The organism is Xanthomonas sp. LF02-5, from assembly GCF_034105325.1.
Lineage (GTDB): Bacteria > Pseudomonadota > Gammaproteobacteria > Xanthomonadales > Xanthomonadaceae > Xanthomonas_A > Xanthomonas_A sontii.
Genome location: NZ_JAXGGF010000003.1, coordinates 516,730 through 533,671, shown reverse-complemented (window position 1 = coordinate 533,671; position 16,942 = coordinate 516,730). Strand labels below are relative to the sequence as shown.

Sequence of the window (16,942 nt, the reverse complement as noted above, 5' to 3'; positions counted from 1 at the left end):
CCCTGAGGAGGGTTTTATGAGCAATGGGAATGGCGTCACGGCGACGCTGACGCAGGTCGCCGAGAACGTGAAAGAAACCGCCACCAACGTCGGCGAGACCATCGCCGCCACCGCCAGCGAGGCCGTCGCCACGGTCAAGCAGACCGCCGAGACCGTGCAGAAGCGCGTGCAGGACCAGGTCGCCAAGACCCGCAAGGCGGTGAAGAAGGCCGAGAAGGCCGTCGCCAAGCGCGCCGAAAAGGCCGGCAAGGCCGTCAAGAAGACCGTCGCCAGCGCGCGCAAGAAGCTGGAAGCGGCCAAGGCCAGCGCCCAGGCCGAAGCGGCCGCGCTGACCAAGGGCGGCAAGAAGACCGCCAAGAAGGCGGCTGCGAAGAAGGCGCCGGCGAAGAAGGCCGCTGCCAAGAAGGCCGTTGCGAAGAAGGCTCCCGCCAAGAAAGTGACCGCCAAGAAAGTGACCGCCAAGAAAGTGACCGCCAAGAAGGCCGCGCCGAAGAAGGCGGTCAAGAAGGTCGCCGCCAAGAAGGCCGTTGCCAAGAAGGCAGTGAAGAAAGCGGCGAAGAAGGTTGCAGCGAAGAAGGTCGTCGCCAAGAAAGCGGTGAAGAAGGTCGCCAAGGCGGTCAAGAAGAGCACCGCCAAGGTCGCCAAGAAGAGCGCCGCCGTGAAGAAGACCGCCGTGCGCAAGGCTGCCGGCAAGAAGGCCGCGGCCACCCGCGCCAAGAAGTAAGTCGTCCCGTCGCACCCTCTCTCCCGTGCGCGGGAGAGAGGCTGGGCCCACGCCCGTCCCGCTCTGCCTTCCAGGAACGCACGCCTCATGGCCATCAAGATCGACCAGAAAATCAAGGGCTACGCCGTCGTCACCCCCGAGGACAAGGCGCGCGACGCCGCCGCCGCGGTGCCCGCCTCGTCGATCGACCGCGCCACCGCCGAGACCGAAGCGCCGGCGGACAACATCATCCACATGCACGAGCGCATCGAGCGCCCGGACGTGCTGATCGGCAGCACCTACAAGATCAAATCGCCGTTGGTGGAACACGCCATGTACGTGACCCTCAACGACATCGTGCTCAACGCCGGCACCGAACACGAACTGCGCCGCCCGTTCGAAATCTTCGTCAACTCCAAGTCCATGGAACACTTCCAGTGGATCGTGGCGCTGACCCGGATCATGTCCGCCGTGTTCCGCAAGGGCGGCGACGTCACCTTCCTGGTCGACGAGATGAAGGCCGTGTTCGACCCCAAGGGCGGCTACTTCAAGGCCGGCGGCGTGTACATGCCGTCGCTGGTCGCCGAACTGGGCAGCATCGTCGAAGAGCACATGAAGTCGATCGGCCTGCTGCACGACCCGGAAATGAGCGACCACCAGCGCGCGCTGATCGCCGAGAAGCGCAAGCAGTACGAAGAGCGCTCAAAAAAAAACAGTGAAGTGAAGCCGGCTGTTCCTTCTCCTGCGGGAGAAGGTGCCCGCAGGGCGGACGAGGGGGCGGTTTCCGCCGACTCCACCGCCGACCACGAAGAGGACATCGCCGTCACCGGCGACGGCGCGAGCTTCCCGCCGTCGGCCACGATGTGCCACAAGTGCAATACCAAGGCGCTCGTCATTATGGATGGGTGTGCTACTTGTTTGAATTGTGGGTATTCGAAGTGCGGGTGAGCCAATAAATTCGAAAAGAAAAGGATTTCTTATGGGTGAGTCCCAAACCTGGGCTGGCGATCTGCTGGATAGAAAGCCGCTGGCTGACTATCTAACAAAATCTCTTAAAGCTCAATCTGCATCTCTAGCCGCTAGCGAGCGTGGTTTGACAGTCGCGCTAGATGCGGATTGGGGTGCGGGAAAGTCTTTCTTTGTGATCAACTGGTGTGATGAATTGCGCGCGGCAGGTCATCCTGTTGTTTACTTCGATGCGTGGGAGAATGATATTGGTGACGAGGCTGCTATTAGCTTGATGGCAGCTATTTTGTCCGAGATCAAGGTCTACTTGCCTAAAGCAGAACTGGTCGTTGAGAAAGCTAATCAACTAAGAAAAAAGTCGATCAAGAATCTGCGTAGAGCGCTAATGCCTGCAGCTGGACTGGTAATTAAAGGGGTTATTAAGAAAACTACATCTATTGCAGTCGATGAGCTCATGGATGTTTTTGTCGAGTCTAATGAAGATGATGGTGAAGGCTCGTCTATAAAAATGGATGACGTACTGGATGGTCTGTTTGAGAAAGCACTTTTAGAACATGATTCAAGAAAGCAAGAGTTGATCGCATTCAAGTCCTCATTAACTGGGCTCCTGGGGTTGGTTTGCGGGAATGGCAAAAATATCCCTCTTTTTGTTTTTGTCGATGAGCTCGATCGGTGTCGGCCATCCTATGCAATTAAATTGCTTGAAGAAATAAAGCATATTTTTGGCATAAAGGATGTTGTGTACGTCGTTTCAACTAATATCGATCAGCTGCAAAGTTCGGTTCGTGCTGTTTATGGTTCTGATTTCGACGGTCGAAGGTATCTGCGTCGCTTATTTAATCGAGAGTATTCATTGCCGAAAGTTGGCGGAACAGGTTTCGCAAAGGGTTTCATTGCTAGAACGGGGTGGTCGCCTCCGAATTTTGAGTTGGGATTGCCACGCCAGTCTCAGTCCGCTGGGGAAAAATTGACTATCGCGGATACTTGGGTTCTAGTTTCCGAAGCTTTTGGTTTTGACTATAGGACTCAAGAGCAAGTTTTTTCTTTGGCCGTGGAAGCCTCCGGTTTCATAACTCAAGGTGAAGATAAGAACCCTCTGCATGTTTTGTGGCTTTTTTATTTATCTGGGCTTTATTATTCGTCTCCATCTTTTCTGAAAGATATTGCATCTGGATCTGTTGGTCAGGCGCGCGAAAAGATAAGTGAGAGCATCAAGAGGGACGTTGAAATAGCCTACACCGTTCCTCGTGATAGCTTTGACCGGGATGCTGGTCCAAAGACAAAAAATATTTCAGCTGTATTGCTTGAATATCTTGGTTTGAGTTTGATGTCGGCAAGGAAAGTTTTTGATATGGATCAAGTAAATTCTTACGACTATCCTGCCAATATCCGAAATGTATTGATGTCAGAACTGAATGGCTATTACCCTAATTTATCGTCATCTTTTCTTTCTATCAATAAATATGCAAAACTAGTTCTAAGCTCTGGATATATGGTTAATGCTGAGAGGGAAAATCGATAACAGGGCCGGCTGCACTTCATGCGGTCAGGAATGATGTCGATAAAGTAAAAAGCCGCAGGGGGCGGAAAGATGATTCAAGGCCAGGAGAGATGGATCTCAGGAGCCATCCTGCTATTCGTGTTTGTGGGTTTTTTGCTCACGGTTGTGCTGGCGCGACGGGCCAACAGGCGGGAGCGCGCGCTGGAAGCCCTTCCAGCGGTGCCGATGGAGCGCGTGAGCGTAGGCATGCACTGGGACAGCGATGCCAGCATGCCCATTCCTAATTGGGAGGCCATTGCAGAGGCTGAGCCAGCGGACGCGGGGGCGGACGCTTTGCATGTCTACTGGACCTCTGCCGCGCGACAATGGCTGGAGGTCTTGAACCAACAGTTGGGCGAGCACTATGCGGTGACCGAGTCCGCCGACTTCCTGCTGCTCTCGAATCTGCAGGCGCGGCCGGCAACGGTGGTGCTGCAGACCTGCCAGCGCATGCTGGCCAGGATCCGTGGCAACCTGGGGGCGCTGGCGGTCGAGCAGGGCATGGGCAAGCATGTGCTGATCGTGTTCGCCGATGACGACGACTACTACGGCTATGTCTCCAATTACTACCCCGAGGGCGGGGAATATGCGATGTCCTCGGGGATGTTCATCAGGGCCGGCTACGGGCACTTCGTGGTGCCACTGGCGATCATGGACGCGATGGAGCCTGTGATCGCACACGAGCTGACGCATTGCTTGCTGCAGCACTTGCCGATCCCAGCGTGGTTGAACGAAGGCCTGGCGGTCAACACCGAGCACACCATGTTCCCGCATCTGGCCATGCCAAGCACACAGAAGTATTTCCAGCATGAGATCCCGGCCCGCCATGCAGCGTACTGGAATGCGGACAGCATCCAGACGTTCTGGTCAGGAAAGTCGTTCCTGGCGACCGACGATGGCAATGAGCTTTCCTACGATCTGGCCAAGAAGATCACGGCACTCGCCGCCGGGGACGAACCCGCGTTTCGTGCGTTCGTCGCTGAAGCAAGCATGGACGACGGTGGCGTGGCCGCTGCGCAGCACCTGGGCTATCCGCTCGAACACCTTGTCCAGGCCGTGCTGGGTGAAGGGGATTGGTCGCCGAAGCCGGAGCGCTGGCGTCGGGACGTCGAGCGTGGGCAGTTCTGATCAGACGTCAGGTGCCGCAAGCTATGCACCGGTCGAAGTGCCGACCGGGAATTGCCGCAGTGCACCCGGGACGCGCTGTACTAGCTTGACTGGATTGGTCTACGCGCCGCGCGCATCACGCCGCGCCAGGTTGAACTGCACGCCGTCGTGTGACGCCGCCACCGATGTCCCTGGTCATGCCACCCTGCTACGGTGCGCCCTGGTGGGAATCGGCGGCGACGCCGTTCCGGCGCGCAGCGAACGACAGGGGAGTGTGGATGCGGGAACGTGGGGAGCCGTCAGGCGGTTGGGGCGAGTTGCTGCTGGTGGTGGCGGTGGCATTCGGGTTGCCGATCTATTGGAGTGCGCTGGCGGTGCTGGCGCCGGTGGTGGAGCCGTCGTTTTCCGACGCCAACCTGTGGGGCATGGTGTTCTACGAGCTGCTGGTGCTCGCGTTGTTGCTGCCGACGCTGTGGTTCCGCGGCTGGACGCCGCAGGCGCTGGGGCTGAAGTGGCAGGCGCGCGACATCGGCGTTGGCCTGGCGCTGTTGGCCGCCTGTCTGGTGGCGACCTACCCGTTGAATCTGTTGAACGACAGCGTGGCGGGCGAGGTGAATCCGTCGATGGACGCGATGGTGGCCGGGCCGCTGTCGGCGGGCGTGGTGGTGCTGGTCTCGCTGCTCAATCCGATCTTCGAGGAAGTGTTCGTCTGCGCCTACGTGATCCGCGCGCTGGAACGGCGGCACAGCCCGGCGTTCGCGGTGAACGTGAGCGTGGCGATCCGCGCGTCGTACCACCTCTATCAGGGGCCGGTCGGCACCATCGCCATCGTGGTGATAGGGCTGATCCTGGGCTGGTGGGTGGCGCGCACCGGGCGGCTGTGGCCGGCGATCGTGGCGCATGCCGCGCTGGATTTGCTGGGATTGATGGTCTACGTCTGATGCGCTGGGCGCGCGCGCCGGCAGGGTGACGTGCACCGCCTGGTCGCAGCGTCGGCATGCGCGAGCCCGGCCGCCCATTCCATCGACGACACGGCGTCGGCCACCATGCCTGATCACTCCAGCGCCGGTGGTCGCCCGCCCGTTGGCTGGATTCGCGGCGGCGGACTCACCGAAGCGGTCGCTGCCGTAGACAGCTTGATTCCTGAACGGGCCTGCGCTTTCGCGGCTGTACGTCACGCTTTAGAGTCGAACGACAAGGACGTGTCGCCCGCTGGACAACGGGGGAAGGTCCGGGTTCCCGCTGCTCGATCACCTCGCCCACGGCGCAGCGCCGTGCGCGGCGCGCGGCGCGCGGGTCGCAACGCTCTCAGGGGAGAAGCGGGATGGCGTCGACCGAGGATCTGCCAGAACCTCATCCATTGTTCGAGCTGCTGTCGGGCGAGATCAGCGACCGCGAACTGCGTCGCTGCCTGCGCGTGGTGCGCCTGCACCTGGGCATGGACGTGGCGTTCCTGTCGCGCTTCCGGGAAACCGACCGCGTGCTGGATCACGTGGACGGGCCGCCCGATGGGCCGATTCATGAAGGCCAGATCCTGCCGTTCGCCGATGGCTACTGCATGCGCGTGGTGCAGGGCGAGTTGCCGCAACTCATTCCGGATACCTCCCTGGTGCCGGCGGCGCAGTGCATCCCGGCGACGTGGCAGATTCCGATCGGCTCGCACATGAGCGTGCCGATCCAGGTGGGCGGGCGGATCTACGGCACGTTGTGCTGCTTCAGCTTCCTGCCGCGGCACGACCTGGGCGAGCGCGACATCGGCATGTTGCGTGCGTTCGCCGAGATCTTCGCGCTGCGCCTGCACGAGGTGGAAGCGCACAAGCTGGAACGGCAGGCGATGATCGACGAGATCGACGGCGCGCTGGCGGCGGGCGCGCCGCGCATCGTGTTCCAGCCGGTGTTCGCGCTGCAGGGGCTGCGCCTGCATGGGTTCGAGTGCCTGTCGCGTTTCGACGTCGTGCCGCAGCGTGGGCCTGCGCAGTGGTTCCAGCAGGCCGAGCTGGCCGGCGTCGGCATCCGCCTGGAGTTGCACGTGCTGGCCAAGGCGCTGGCGTATCTGCGGCGCTTCCCGCCGCAGTACCGGCTCAGCGTGAACATGTCGCCGGAACTGATCATGTCCGCGTCCCTGGCGGGGCTGCTTGGCGACGACACCGAGGTGACGCGCCTGACCCTGGAGATCACCGAGCATGCCATCGTGCGCAACTATCAAGCGCTGGCGCAGGCGCTGGCGCCGCTGCGCGAGCGCGGCGCGCAGGTGGCGGTGGACGATGCCGGCGCCGGCTACGCCAGCATGCGTCACATCCTGCAGTTGCAGCCGGACGTCATCAAGCTCGACATGAGCATCACCCAGTGCATCCATTCTGACCGCAGCCGCCGCGCGCTGGCCAAGGGGCTGACCAACTTCGCCCACGAGATCGGCACGCGGGTGGTGGCCGAAGGTGTGGAGACGGCGCAGGAACTGGACGCGCTGCGCGAGCTGCAGGTCGATCTGGTGCAGGGGTATTTCCTGTCACGGCCGCTGTCGGAGGATGCGGCGCTGGCCCTGGCGCTGTCCGACGCCGGCTGAGCCGCGGTTCGTCCTTGCAGGCGCGGCGCGATCGATCGAAAGCTTCGCCGATGCAGGCCTGCGGCCGATCACGCGGCGTCCTCTACCACGGCACCACGCGGCCCAGGTAATCCAGGTAGTGCAGGCCGCCGCGGCCGTGGGCGGCATCGATGGTGTCGAGCAGGGCAAGATGCTGTCGTCGATGGACAGGCGCGCCTGCGGCCCGCCCATGTCGGTGCGCACCCAGCCGGGCGGCTCGGACTTGATCGCATTGGTGCCGGCCTCGTTCATGGCGGCGCAGCCCGACATGCTGCGCGAGCCTGCTTGCACTTTCGCGCTGCCGGTGGTCACCGAGCCCATCACCGTATCAATGCTGTGGCATCCGCGCCTGGAGCACGATGCGGCGCATCGCTGGCTCCGCGGCCTGTTTCTGTCCGAGTTCCGCTCGCGCGTGCCGCTGCGCTGAGTCGCACAGGCCGTTGCTGTCGGGATGCGACATCGGCACTGGTCCGCCGCCGCGGCGCTGCCGCACACTTGCCGGCTCTGATCGAAGGCAGGAACAGGCGATGGCACGGCGATACGGATGGAGCGCGATGCTGGTGGGGCTGGTGGCGTTCGCCGCGGCGGCGGCCGGCCCCGCACCCGGCGAATACAGCACCAAGGAAGGCTGGGGCAGCATGCGGGTCACCGACAAGGGCGGTGCGCGCCAGTTCGACCTGTTGTCGGTCGGCGCCAACGGCCACACCTGCTCGCTGTCGGGCACGCTGCAGGGCGACAAGGCGGAGGTGAACGATGCCGGCGACGTGCCGTGCAAGCTCGCCTTCAAGCCGGTGCCGGGCGGGTTCAACGTGGCCGCGCTGACCGAGGAAAGCTGCCGCGACTATTGCGGCATGCGCGCCAGCTTCGAGGGCGACTACCTGCAGCTGCCGGCCGGCTGTACCGCCGCGGCCAGCAGCCGGCGGCGCGAGGCGTATCTGCAGGACTATCGCGGCAAGCGCTACGACAAGGCGCTGGCCGGCATGCAGGCGTTCGCAGGCGAGTGCGGCGGCTTCCTCAACTGGCTCGATCGCGACCGCTTCGCCAACGACCGCGCCATCGCGTTGCTGCGCCTGGGCCGGCCGCAGGAATGCCTGGCGACGCTGGACGGCACCCTGGCCGGCCGCAGCCGCGACGAGGCCTCGTTCCAGGCGGAACTGGAAAAGCAGAGCACCATGCTGCCGCCCAGCGACTGGGACGCCTACCTGCCGATCGCCAAGTCCACCTGGTTCAACCGCAAGCTGTGCGAGGCGGCCAGGCGCTGACAGACGCTGTGTCGGTGCGGCGCGCCGATGGCCGCTGCACCGGGTGCCGTCCGCCGCTGCGAGACGCGGCGCGGTGGCCGTGGATGTGCTGCGGTTGGCGTGCGACGCGAGAGACACCGAGGCCCCTGGCGCCGTCCCATGGCCCGCTGGTCGCCGGGGCGGCGTGGCGTCGCCGGTTGCCGTGGCCGCGGGCGACTGCGCATACTTCCGGCGATCAATGGCGCGTTGGACGCCCTGGAGCAAGGATGATCGATCGACTGCGACGCCTGTTGTCCCGCACCTCGCCACGCGGGGCCGATACCACCCACGAGGCTGCAGCGCCGGAGCCCGCGCCCGAGGCGCAGCCGCGCCATGCACTGCAGCAGCTCTTGCTGCAGGTGCTGCAGCGCGAGGGGCATGCGGCGACCCTGCACGACGAGGTGGTCGTGCTCGGCAACGGCCTGCAACTGCTCACCGAATTGGTGGATCTGGCCGAGCTGCGCAAGGGCGTGCGCACGGCCAGCTGCATTCGCGTGCATCACCGCAGCCTGTTCCCCGACGGGATCGTCGAGTTCCAGCATTCCATCGGCGAGGACACCGACGCGAGCCTGGCCTCGGGCTTCACGACCTGGGCGCGCACCGATCTGGTGGCGCTGTCGGAGGCGGTGGCCGCGCCGGCCGATGCGCGCTGCATGACGCTGCAGATGGAGTTCCCCGCCTCGGCCACGGCCGAGTCGGCGCTGCGGCGCACGGTGGTGCTGGGGCCGGTGGCGCACATGAATGGCGACGCCGCGCGGGCCGCGGCGGGCGAGGACACCGAACACGCGTTCTGCCCGTGCTGCCTGTTCACCAACAGCCTGGACGCCTTGATGCCGTTGCTGCAGCGGGATCAGCGCATGCTCGGGATCCGCCTGTTCGCCTCGCGCGACGCCGACGGCGAGGTCGCGGCCGATTGCCGGGTCAACGGCGAGGACTTTCCCGACGGCGTGGCCTGCCTGCGCCGTTACGCCGAGACCTGGCCAGCGCTGGGCGCCATGGAATTCCGCAAGCAGTACGCGGTGGTGCGCCTGCCGGAGCCGGTGGTGTCGGACACCTCGCACTGACGCATCATCGGGCGCTGCCCGAGCGCGTGCGCAGTGTTGGGCAGCGGCGGTTTAGGCCGCCGCAGCGGCATCCGTCGGCGCGCTGGGCAGCGCCGACGCCACGATGCCGTGCAACTGCGCAGCCAGCGCCTTGCGGTCGCTGCCCGGCGCCACCGCGAGCGGTGCGTGGAAGGTCACCCTGACCACCGCGCCGGACAGGCGCAGGAAGTGCGCGACGTGCGCACCGGCCTGCATCTCGCCGTAGAAAGCGTAGGCATCGCGATCGCCGCCTTGCGCGATGGGGTGCCCGTCGACGCTGCGCACCTCCAGCGTGAACGGCTGCAGCGTCCACTGCCGCGCGCCCGGGTCGGCGCTGAGGAACAGCGAGAACAGGCTGGACTTGAACGGCGCGACGCGCTCGCCGGAGGAGGTGGTGCCCTCGGCGAACAGCACCACGTCGTGATCCGGGCGCAGTTGCGCCGCCACGGCGGCGGCCACCGCGGCCGCATCCTGGCGGCGCCGGCTGATGAACACGGTCTGCGCCAGGGCGCCGATGTGGCGCATGCCCGGCCAGCGTTCCATATCGTTCTTGGCGATGAAGCGCGCGCGCAGCAGGCTGCCCAGCACCACAATGTCGAAGTGGGAGATGTGGTTGCCGACGAACAGCGTCCCGCCCGCGTCGCGCGGCGTGCCCACCACCTCGACGCGAATGCCCAACGCGCGCCGCAGGCAGCCGAACCACAGCCGCGGCAGCACGAACGCGGCGCGGCCGCGGGTGAAGCGCATCAGCAGCCACTGCGGGGGGATCAGCAGCACGCTGGCCGCGATGCAGACGGCGAGTCGGACGATGGCGCGCACGCGGCCAGTCGGGGCGTCTGCAGCATGTCGAGGCGAAGCGGAAGGCATCGGGATCGCAGGTGAGGGCACGGTCGGCACGCGCGGCGGCGCGCCCGCGGCGATGGTAGCCGAGGCGTGTGTACTTCAGCATCCACGGGTGACCTGCTGGCGGTCCGGCGTGCTGTTTGCTCCGCGCGTCGCGGCTGAAGCCGCTCCCACAGGAACCGGCGATGTGCTGGCTGGGGGCACTGTGGGAGGGACTTCAGTCCCGACTGCTTCCAGGGACGGATGGCTGGCCTGCTTCGTTCGTCGCGGCTGGAGCCGCTCCTGCGAGTCAACCGCGCTCACCGAGCCACGGCAAGTGACTAGCGGTGCGCCGATGCCGCGCCTGCAGAGTCTGCTGGGGTCGCCGGCTCAGCGCGCGCTGTCGCCTGTGTGCAGTCCGCACGCTGTGAGATGGCGAACGACGTCAGCGTCCAGTCATGCATGGATGCTTCCTCAACGCCGTAGATCCACGATTGGCGCAGGCCGTCGATGCAGCTGGCGATGGCGATGCTGTCGCCGGGCGCGCCTTGGTCGGGCAGCGGCAGCGCTACCGGCGCCTGGGTCGGCACGCCGTGCAGCGCACGTGCGTAGGTCAGCATCAGCGGGCCGAGTCGCTCCAGGTTCTGGGCCCGCGCCGGGCCGGCGTCCGATGGCCGATGCTGCGCCAGCCAATCGCGCACCTGGCGCCATTCGGGCGTGCCCGCGGCGTAGGTGTTGGTACTGGACACGCGCAGGCTGTCCGGCACGTCCGGCGCGGCGTAAGCCGCCAGCGGCAGCAGGGCGAGCAGCAGCGCGCCCATGCCCCATCGGGCGTGCCGGGGGCGCGTCTGCCCGTTTTCGAACGCCTCATCGCTGCGCTTGCGCATCCGCCCGCTCCCTGCTGGTTGCCGATGGCGCGACGATAGCACCATCGGTGGCCGTGCCTGCCTGCGTGGCCCGGGCATGTCGCCGGCCGCGCTCGCGCTCAGCGTTTGCCCGGGCGATCGGCCAATGAGGCCTGCAGCGCGGTCGCCAATGCCGCGTCGCCGCTGACTAGCGCGCTCCAGCGTAAGTCCAGGCCCTTGCGCCGGCCCTTCTCGGTGAGCTTCAGGCCATCCGGGTCCACGGTCAGGGTGTAGTGCACGCCGTCGATCTCCAGTGCGCGGCGCAAGGGTTTGTCGAGCGGGGTCATGCGGCGGCTCCGTTTTCACGATGCGGCGAGGGTAGCGGGGCCAAGGTGATGGCAGGTTCTGCAGGCGTGCCGGATGAAGACGCTCAAGATCGCCACCTACAACGTCAACGGCATCCGCAGCCGCTTGCCGCAGCTGCTGCAATGGTTGCAGCGCGAGGCGCCGGACATCGTCGGGCTGCAGGAGCTCAAGAGCGTGGATGCCGGCTTTCCGCTGGCTGAGCTGCATGCCGCCGGCTACGGCGCGGTGTGGATGGGGCAGTCGAGCTGGAACGGCGTGGCGCTGCTGGCCAGGGGTTGCGATCCGGTCGAGAGCCGGCGCGGCCTGCCCGGCGATCCGCGCGACACCCAGAGCCGCTACATCGAGGCGATGGCGCACGGCGTGCTGGTCGGCTGTCTGTACCTGCCCAACGGTAATCCGCGCCCGGGTCCGAAGTTCGACTACAAGCTGGACTGGTTCGCGCGGCTGCAGCGGCATGCGCAGCAGCTGGTGACGCTGCCGCATCCGGTCGCCTTGATCGGCGACTTCAACGTGGTGCCCACCGATGCGGACATCTACAACCCGGCCTCATGGCGGCGCGATGCGCTGCTGCAACCGGAAAGCCGCCAGGCCTATGCAGAACTGCTGGCGCAGGGCTGGACCGACAGCCTGCGCCAGGTGCACGGCGAGCGCCGCGTGTACACGTTCTGGGATTATTTCCGCCAGCACTGGCAGCGCGATGCCGGGCTGCGCATCGACCACCTGCTGCTGAATCCACCGCTGGCCGCGCGCCTGCGCGACGCCGGCGTGGACCGCTGGGTGCGCGACCTGCCGCATGCCAGCGACCATGCGCCGACCTGGGTCGTGCTGGGCGCGGCGCCGGCCCGCGGTGCAGCTGCGTCGCGGGCGAAGCCGAAGCGCGGTGACGCGGGCGCTGAAGGAAACACGAAGGGCGCCAAGGCGAAGAAGACCACACGCACCTCCGCATCTGGCGCGACGTCGTTGGCGGAGAAGGCGGCAGCGCGAACCAAGGACAAGGCGACGGCCAGGACCAAGGCGAAGTCGACGACGCCAGCGCCGGCAACAAAAAAGAAAGGCGCAACAAAAACGGCAACCGCCAAGACGCCGAAAGCGCGCAAGCCGCGCGCTGCCACTACGGTGCCGCCGACGCCCTCGCGCGGTGGCAAACGCCGGAAACCATCCCTTCTCCCACCGGGAGAAGGTGGCGCGTAGCGCCGGATGAGGGTACGGCAGAATCGGAAAGACGCAGTTCCCGCTATGCCGCCGCGCGGTGTGACCGACGTGGCGGCACGTCCTCCCTTACTTCAACATCTCGGTAAACGCGCGATCGGCCTCGATCACGTCCGGCAGCGCGGCGAACAGCGCGTCCAGATCCACATCGTCCAGCAGCGGGCCGGTCACCGCCTGCCGCGCCTGCGCGTTGGCGCCGCCGTGACGCTCCAGCGCGTCGGCGACCAGCGCCGCCTGGGCGACGACCTTCGGCATCGGCTCGCCTTCCGGGGCCTGCAGCGGCCGCGCCTGGAAGGCGATGGCGGTCTGGATCACCTGCGGCAGGTGCCAGCGCCGCGCCAGCTCGGCGCCCACTTCCGGGTAGCCGAAGCCCAGTTGCACGGTCTCGTCGGCGGCGCGGCCGCTGGACGAGGCGTCGGGGTGCAGTTGCGCGGCGTAGTCGGGCGCGCCGGTCTGGATCAGCAGTTCGCCGATGTTGTGCATCATGCCGCAGGTGAAGGCGGTCTCCGCGTCCAGGCCCTTCTGCCGCGCCAGCAGCCGGCACACGCCGGCCACTTCGAAGCTGTGCAGCCAGAACGCGCGCAGGTCGAAATGCGCCGGGGCATGGAACGCGCCGGTCACCGAGGAGGCCAGCACCAGGGTGCGCAAGGTGTTGAAGCCCAGGCGCAGCGCCGCGTCTTCCACCGTGGTGGAGTCGCGCGCGCCGCGAAAGCGCGCCGAATTGGCCAGCCGCAGCACCTTGGCCGCGATCACCGGGTCCCGCTCGATGTTGCGCGCCACCGCGTCCAGGCTGGTGCCCGGCGCATCGAACTGCAGGATCAGGTCCTGCGCCACCTGGGGAATGGTCGGCAGGGTGTGCAACTGGTCGAACAGCGCCTCTAGCTTCATGGGGACCCTCGGAACGAAACGGGAGGCGGCAGGACCGGAAGCCGGCCGCGCCGCCACGGTGGCGGAATGCGCGCATCCTACCGATTCGCGATGGCCGGCGTGTGGAAGACCGGTCCCGCGGCGACGGCCGCGCCCTGGTGCAGCAGGGTGCGCGGCTCAGCCGGCGCCGCGCACGCGCAGGGTCAGGCCCTTGAGGAAGTTGCGCAGCAACTGGTCGCCGCACAGGCGGAAATTCTTGTGCTCCGGCTGCCGGAACAGCGCCGACAGTTCCGGCTTGGACACCGCGAAACCGGCGGCGTCGAAAATCTGGTGCATGTCCACGTCCTTGAGCTGGAACGCCACGCGCAGCTTCTTCAGCACCACGTTGTTGGTGATGCGCGCTTCCACCGGGCGCGGCGGCAGGCTCTCGTCGCGGCCGCGGTAGTGGAACACCAGCCCGTCCAGCACATGCGCCAGCACCGCGTCGCTGCATTCGACGAAGCCGTCTTCGTCCTCCTTCTTCAGCCACGCCGGGATCTGCGCCTTGTCGATCGGGAACGCGGGATCGGCGAGGTGCGCCAGATCGACGATCTTCTGGTCGCTCAGGTCGAGCATGTAGCGGATGGAGCGCAGGATGTCGTTGTTGAGCATGGCGGGTGTGGGAGTGCGGGAGGCCCGGCGAGGGGCGCTAGTCTAGGCGCTGGCCCGCATCGGCGCGTAGACCGCGCAGGCCCGGGCCATGGCTGCGGTTCACCGAGGGTGTGCACGCGGCGCGGTTGCATCCGCGGGCGCATGCGCCATCATCGGCGCATGGACCATTCGATTCCCAAGCCGAGCGCGGTGTCCGCGCTGAATCCGCGCCAGGAGCAACTGGTGGCGCTGGTGCGCCAGCAGGGCTATGCCGAGGTGGAAGGGCTGGCGGCGCGCTTCGAGGTGACGCCGCAGACCATCCGTCGCGACCTGACCCTGCTGTGCGAGGCCGGCGTGCTGCGCCGCTACCACGGTGGGGTGAGCCTGCCGTCCAGCGTGGAAAACCTGGCCTACACGGCGCGCAAGTCGCTGCAGGCGCAGGAGAAGCGGCGCATCGCCACGTTGCTGGCGCAGCACATTCCCGACGACGCCTCGCTGTTCATCAACATCGGCACCACCAACGAGGACGTGGCGCGCGCGCTGATGGGCCACAGCGGCCTGCGCGTGATCACCAACAACCTCAACGTCGCGGTGATGATGAGCGCCAACCCCAGCTTCGAGGTGATGGTGGCCGGCGGGCGCGTGCGCGGCCGCGACCAGGGCGTCACCGGCGAGGCGACCATCGAGCTGATCCGCCAGTTCAAGGTGGACTTCGGCGTGATCGGCATTTCCGGCATCGATCCCGACGGCACCCTGCTGGACTTCGACTTCCACGAAGTGCGGGTGGCGCAGGCGATCATCGAGCACTCGCGGCAGGTGTTCCTGGCTGCCGACCACAGCAAGCTCGGCCGCAACGCCATGGTCCGGCTGGGGCCGATCGGGCGGGTGCACGCCTGGTTCACCGATCACGCGCCGCCGGCCGAGCTGGCCGCGGTGCTGGAGGCGGCCGGCACCCGCGTGTTCGTCGCCGAGGGCGATGCGGCCGACCAGGGCGCGCCGGCGCTGGACGCGGTCGCGGACTGAACGAGGCCGGCCCTGCCGCCGCCGGGGTGGCACACAGGGCGTGTGTTCGGATTGTTTCGTTAATGTTGCGTGATGTGGCCCGATCATCGCGCCGCAGCGACCCTGTGCGCCCGCTCGGCTGTCTCTTAGCTAAGCCGCTGGCTGGTTACGGACGGTTTGCAGGATGCCGTCGACGCCACGCTGCAGTGCAGCGTGATATGTTCGGAAATGTTCGTTTACGATCTTTTCGTCCTCAGTTCTGCGCTCGGCCGCTGTAGCCGAGCCGGACACGACACTTCCGGGAGTCGGCTATGCGTGAGACCTACGATGTGCTGGTGGTCGGTGGCGGCATCAACGGCGTGGGCATCGCCCGCGACGCGGTGGGCCGCGGGTTGTCGGTGTGCCTGTGCGAGCGCGACGACCTGGCCGCGCATACCTCCAGCGCCAGCACCAAGCTGATCCACGGTGGCCTGCGCTACCTGGAGCAGTACGAGTTCGCCCTGGTCGGCAAGGCCCTGGCCGAGCGCGAGGTGCTGCTGCGGCTGGCCCCGCACATCATCTGGCCGCTGCGCTTCCTGCTGCCGCACCAGCCGCACCTGCGCCCGGCGTGGATGATCCGCACCGGCCTGTTCCTGTACGACCACCTGGGCCGCGGCCGTCGCACCCTGCCGGGCTCGCGACGCCTGGCGCTGCGCACGCACCCGGTGGGCGCGCCGTTGCGCGAGGAGTTCCGCACCGGTTTCGTCTATTCCGACGCCTGGGTGCAGGACGCGCGGCTGGTGGTGCTCAATGCGATGGACGCCGCGCAGCGCGGCGCGCGCATCCTCACCCGCACCCGCTGCGTCGGCGCGCGCCGCGTCGATGGTGTGTGGCAGGTGCAACTGCAGCACGCCGACGGCCGCCGCGAGGAACTGCGCGCGCGGTCGCTGGTCAACGCCGCCGGTCCGTGGGCGGTGCAGTTCCTGGACGAGGTGGCGCACGTCGGCCACGACCACGCGCTGCGCCTGGTCAAGGGCAGCCACATCGTGGTGCCGCGGCTGTTCGAACACGACCATGCCTACATCTTCCAGCAGCCGGACCGGCGCATCGTCTTCGCCATTCCGTACGAGCAGGACTACACCCTGATCGGCACCACCGACGTCGACTACCACGCCGACCCGGCCGCACCGCGCATCGACGGCGAGGAGACGCGTTATCTGTGCGAGGCGGCCAACCGCTACTTCCGCAAGCAGATCGCCCCGGACGACGTGGTGTGGAGCTACAGCGGCGTGCGCCCGCTGCTCGACGACGAGGAGGACAACGCTGCCGAGGTCACCCGCGACTACCTGCTGGAACTGGACACGCGCGATGGTGCGGCCCTGCTCAATGTGTTCGGCGGCAAGCTCACCACCTACCGCAAGCTCGCCGAGGAGGCGGTGGACCGGCTGACCGCGCATGCCGGGCGCAAGGCGCCGGCCTGGACCGCGCACGGTGCGCCGCTGCCGGGCGGCGAGCGCAACGACATCGCCACGCTGGCGCGCGAGTTGCGCGCGGCGCGGCCGTGGCTGGCCGAGGCCACCGCGCAGCGGCTGGCGCGCAACTACGGTACCCGCGCGGACACACTGCTGGGCGATGCCGCCTCGCTGCACGACCTGGGCCAGCACTTCGGCGCCGACCTGTACCAGGCCGAGGTCGACTACCTGCGCGAGCACGAATGGGTGGTGGAGGCCGAGGACCTGCTGTGGCGGCGCAGCAAGCTCGGCCTGCGCGTGGACCCCGCCGGACGCCAGCGCCTGGTCGCCTACCTGCAACAGGCGCCCGCCACCCTGGCCGCGGCACCGGCATGATCAAAACGCTGCCGCCGGCCCGGTTCGGGCCGCGGCGGCGCGTGCACAATCGCGCTGCGCCCGGCCCCCGCCGCGGCGCAGGAACCTGGACGCAACCGTGGAGGGTGGTAGGCATG

The 16,942-nt window shown here is 66.6% G+C and carries 17 protein-coding genes; 12 read left to right on the top strand and 5 right to left on the bottom strand.

The annotated features are described in order from the left end of the window. Positions 1-16: 16 nt before the first annotated feature. The 9 genes from SLW52_RS11305 to SLW52_RS11265 all read left to right on the top strand — a co-directional run bounded on the left by SLW52_RS11305 (position 17) and on the right by SLW52_RS11265 (position 9,241). Positions 17-724: a hypothetical protein gene (locus SLW52_RS11305; protein WP_320740107.1), complete on the top strand. Its 708-nt coding sequence runs from the start codon at positions 17-19 to the stop codon at positions 722-724. Positions 725-811: 87 nt separating this feature from the next. Beyond that, entirely contained in the window at positions 812-1,651 is an 840-nt protein-coding gene (locus tag SLW52_RS11300) for an NrdJb (protein WP_320740108.1), read from the top strand. A 31-nt stretch (positions 1,652-1,682) separates the two neighbouring features. Then, positions 1,683-3,191 carry a KAP family NTPase gene (locus SLW52_RS11295; RefSeq protein WP_267116996.1) on the top strand — a complete coding sequence of 503 codons (1,509 nt, stop codon included), beginning with the start codon at positions 1,683-1,685 and terminating at the stop codon, positions 3,189-3,191. A 69-nt stretch (positions 3,192-3,260) separates the two neighbouring features. Next, a complete protein-coding gene (locus tag SLW52_RS11290; protein ID WP_320695143.1) occupies positions 3,261-4,337 on the top strand; it encodes a hypothetical protein in 1,077 nt (358 codons plus the stop codon). Between the two features lie 257 nt (positions 4,338-4,594). Further along, on the top strand, positions 4,595-5,257 hold the full coding sequence (locus tag SLW52_RS11285; protein ID WP_320740110.1) for a CPBP family intramembrane glutamic endopeptidase: 663 nt from the start codon (positions 4,595-4,597) through the stop codon (positions 5,255-5,257). Between the two features lie 383 nt (positions 5,258-5,640). After that, entirely contained in the window at positions 5,641-6,879 is a 1,239-nt protein-coding gene (locus SLW52_RS11280; protein WP_267100204.1) for an EAL domain-containing protein, read from the top strand. After that, on the top strand, positions 6,842-7,324 hold the full coding sequence (locus SLW52_RS11275; RefSeq protein WP_320740112.1) for a hypothetical protein: 483 nt from the start codon (positions 6,842-6,844) through the stop codon (positions 7,322-7,324). Before SLW52_RS11280 ends, SLW52_RS11275 begins: the two co-directional genes overlap by 38 nt. 100 nt (positions 7,325-7,424) lie before the next feature. Then, positions 7,425-8,159 (top strand): hypothetical protein, encoded by a 735-nt coding sequence (locus SLW52_RS11270; protein ID WP_267102778.1) that lies wholly within the window; start codon positions 7,425-7,427, stop codon positions 8,157-8,159. 245 nt (positions 8,160-8,404) lie between these two features. Beyond that, positions 8,405-9,241, top strand: a complete 837-nt coding sequence (locus SLW52_RS11265; RefSeq protein WP_295926232.1) for a DUF6348 family protein — start codon at positions 8,405-8,407, stop codon at positions 9,239-9,241. Positions 9,242-9,292: 51 nt separating this feature from the next. Here SLW52_RS11265 and SLW52_RS11260 read toward each other — a convergent pair whose 3' ends face one another. The 3 genes from SLW52_RS11260 to SLW52_RS11250 all read right to left on the bottom strand — a co-directional run bounded on the left by SLW52_RS11260 (position 9,293) and on the right by SLW52_RS11250 (position 11,273). Then, positions 9,293-10,078 carry a lysophospholipid acyltransferase family protein gene (locus tag SLW52_RS11260; protein ID WP_295966335.1) on the bottom strand — a complete coding sequence of 262 codons (786 nt, stop codon included), beginning with the start codon at positions 10,076-10,078 and terminating at the stop codon, positions 9,293-9,295. Between the two features lie 344 nt (positions 10,079-10,422). Next, positions 10,423-10,968: a hypothetical protein gene (locus SLW52_RS11255; RefSeq protein WP_267085008.1), complete on the bottom strand. Its 546-nt coding sequence runs from the start codon at positions 10,966-10,968 to the stop codon at positions 10,423-10,425. 98 nt (positions 10,969-11,066) lie between these two features. Beyond that, complete coding sequence (locus SLW52_RS11250) at positions 11,067-11,273, bottom strand: hypothetical protein (protein WP_017907475.1); 207 nt, start codon at positions 11,271-11,273, stop codon at positions 11,067-11,069. Between the two features lie 73 nt (positions 11,274-11,346). Here SLW52_RS11250 and SLW52_RS11245 point away from each other — a divergent pair, with 73 nt between their 5' ends. Beyond that, positions 11,347-12,483, top strand: coding sequence for an exodeoxyribonuclease III (locus tag SLW52_RS11245; protein WP_320740115.1), 1,137 nt, complete (start codon positions 11,347-11,349; stop codon positions 12,481-12,483). Between the two features lie 87 nt (positions 12,484-12,570). On the opposite strand, the gene SLW52_RS11240 is transcribed toward SLW52_RS11245, so the two are convergent. Both SLW52_RS11240 and SLW52_RS11235 read right to left on the bottom strand, forming a co-directional pair. Beyond that, positions 12,571-13,389, bottom strand: a complete 819-nt coding sequence (locus SLW52_RS11240) for an HDOD domain-containing protein (protein WP_152246850.1) — start codon at positions 13,387-13,389, stop codon at positions 12,571-12,573. Between the two features lie 156 nt (positions 13,390-13,545). Beyond that, positions 13,546-14,019, bottom strand: a complete 474-nt coding sequence (locus tag SLW52_RS11235) for a DUF1456 family protein (RefSeq protein ID WP_320740117.1) — start codon at positions 14,017-14,019, stop codon at positions 13,546-13,548. 141 nt (positions 14,020-14,160) lie between these two features. On the opposite strand from SLW52_RS11235, the gene SLW52_RS11230 reads away from it, so the two are divergent. Together SLW52_RS11230 and glpD are read left to right on the top strand one after the other, a co-directional pair. Then, the gene (locus tag SLW52_RS11230) at positions 14,161-15,021 is read left to right on the top strand and encodes a DeoR family transcriptional regulator (protein WP_320740118.1); all 861 of its coding nucleotides are present in this window, start codon (positions 14,161-14,163) and stop codon (positions 15,019-15,021) included. A 290-nt stretch (positions 15,022-15,311) separates the two neighbouring features. Continuing rightward, complete coding sequence (gene glpD, locus SLW52_RS11225; RefSeq protein WP_152237018.1) at positions 15,312-16,826, top strand: glycerol-3-phosphate dehydrogenase; 1,515 nt, start codon at positions 15,312-15,314, stop codon at positions 16,824-16,826. Positions 16,827-16,942 lie beyond the last annotated feature (116 nt).

Bases quoted from the DNA above. Each gene is read 5' to 3' on its own strand.
- SLW52_RS11305 (WP_320740107.1), top strand. From the start codon at position 17: ATGAGCAATGGGAATGGCGTCACGGCGACGCTGACGCAGGTCGCCGAG.
- SLW52_RS11300 (WP_320740108.1), top strand. From the start codon at position 812: ATGGCCATCAAGATCGACCAGAAAATCAAGGGCTACGCCGTCGTCACC.
- SLW52_RS11295 (WP_267116996.1), top strand. From the start codon at position 1,683: ATGGGTGAGTCCCAAACCTGGGCTGGCGATCTGCTGGATAGAAAGCCG.
- SLW52_RS11290 (WP_320695143.1), top strand. From the start codon at position 3,261: ATGATTCAAGGCCAGGAGAGATGGATCTCAGGAGCCATCCTGCTATTC.
- SLW52_RS11285 (WP_320740110.1), top strand. From the start codon at position 4,595: ATGCGGGAACGTGGGGAGCCGTCAGGCGGTTGGGGCGAGTTGCTGCTG.
- SLW52_RS11280 (WP_267100204.1), top strand. From the start codon at position 5,641: ATGGCGTCGACCGAGGATCTGCCAGAACCTCATCCATTGTTCGAGCTG.
- SLW52_RS11275 (WP_320740112.1), top strand. From the start codon at position 6,842: ATGCGGCGCTGGCCCTGGCGCTGTCCGACGCCGGCTGAGCCGCGGTTC.
- SLW52_RS11270 (WP_267102778.1), top strand. From the start codon at position 7,425: ATGGCACGGCGATACGGATGGAGCGCGATGCTGGTGGGGCTGGTGGCG.
- SLW52_RS11265 (WP_295926232.1), top strand. From the start codon at position 8,405: ATGATCGATCGACTGCGACGCCTGTTGTCCCGCACCTCGCCACGCGGG.
- SLW52_RS11255 (WP_267085008.1), bottom strand. From the start codon at position 10,968: ATGCGCAAGCGCAGCGATGAGGCGTTCGAAAACGGGCAGACGCGCCCC.
- SLW52_RS11250 (WP_017907475.1), bottom strand. From the start codon at position 11,273: ATGACCCCGCTCGACAAACCCTTGCGCCGCGCACTGGAGATCGACGGC.
- SLW52_RS11245 (WP_320740115.1), top strand. From the start codon at position 11,347: ATGAAGACGCTCAAGATCGCCACCTACAACGTCAACGGCATCCGCAGC.
- SLW52_RS11240 (WP_152246850.1), bottom strand. From the start codon at position 13,389: ATGAAGCTAGAGGCGCTGTTCGACCAGTTGCACACCCTGCCGACCATT.
- SLW52_RS11235 (WP_320740117.1), bottom strand. From the start codon at position 14,019: ATGCTCAACAACGACATCCTGCGCTCCATCCGCTACATGCTCGACCTG.
- SLW52_RS11230 (WP_320740118.1), top strand. From the start codon at position 14,161: ATGCGCCATCATCGGCGCATGGACCATTCGATTCCCAAGCCGAGCGCG.
- glpD (WP_152237018.1), top strand. From the start codon at position 15,312: ATGCGTGAGACCTACGATGTGCTGGTGGTCGGTGGCGGCATCAACGGC.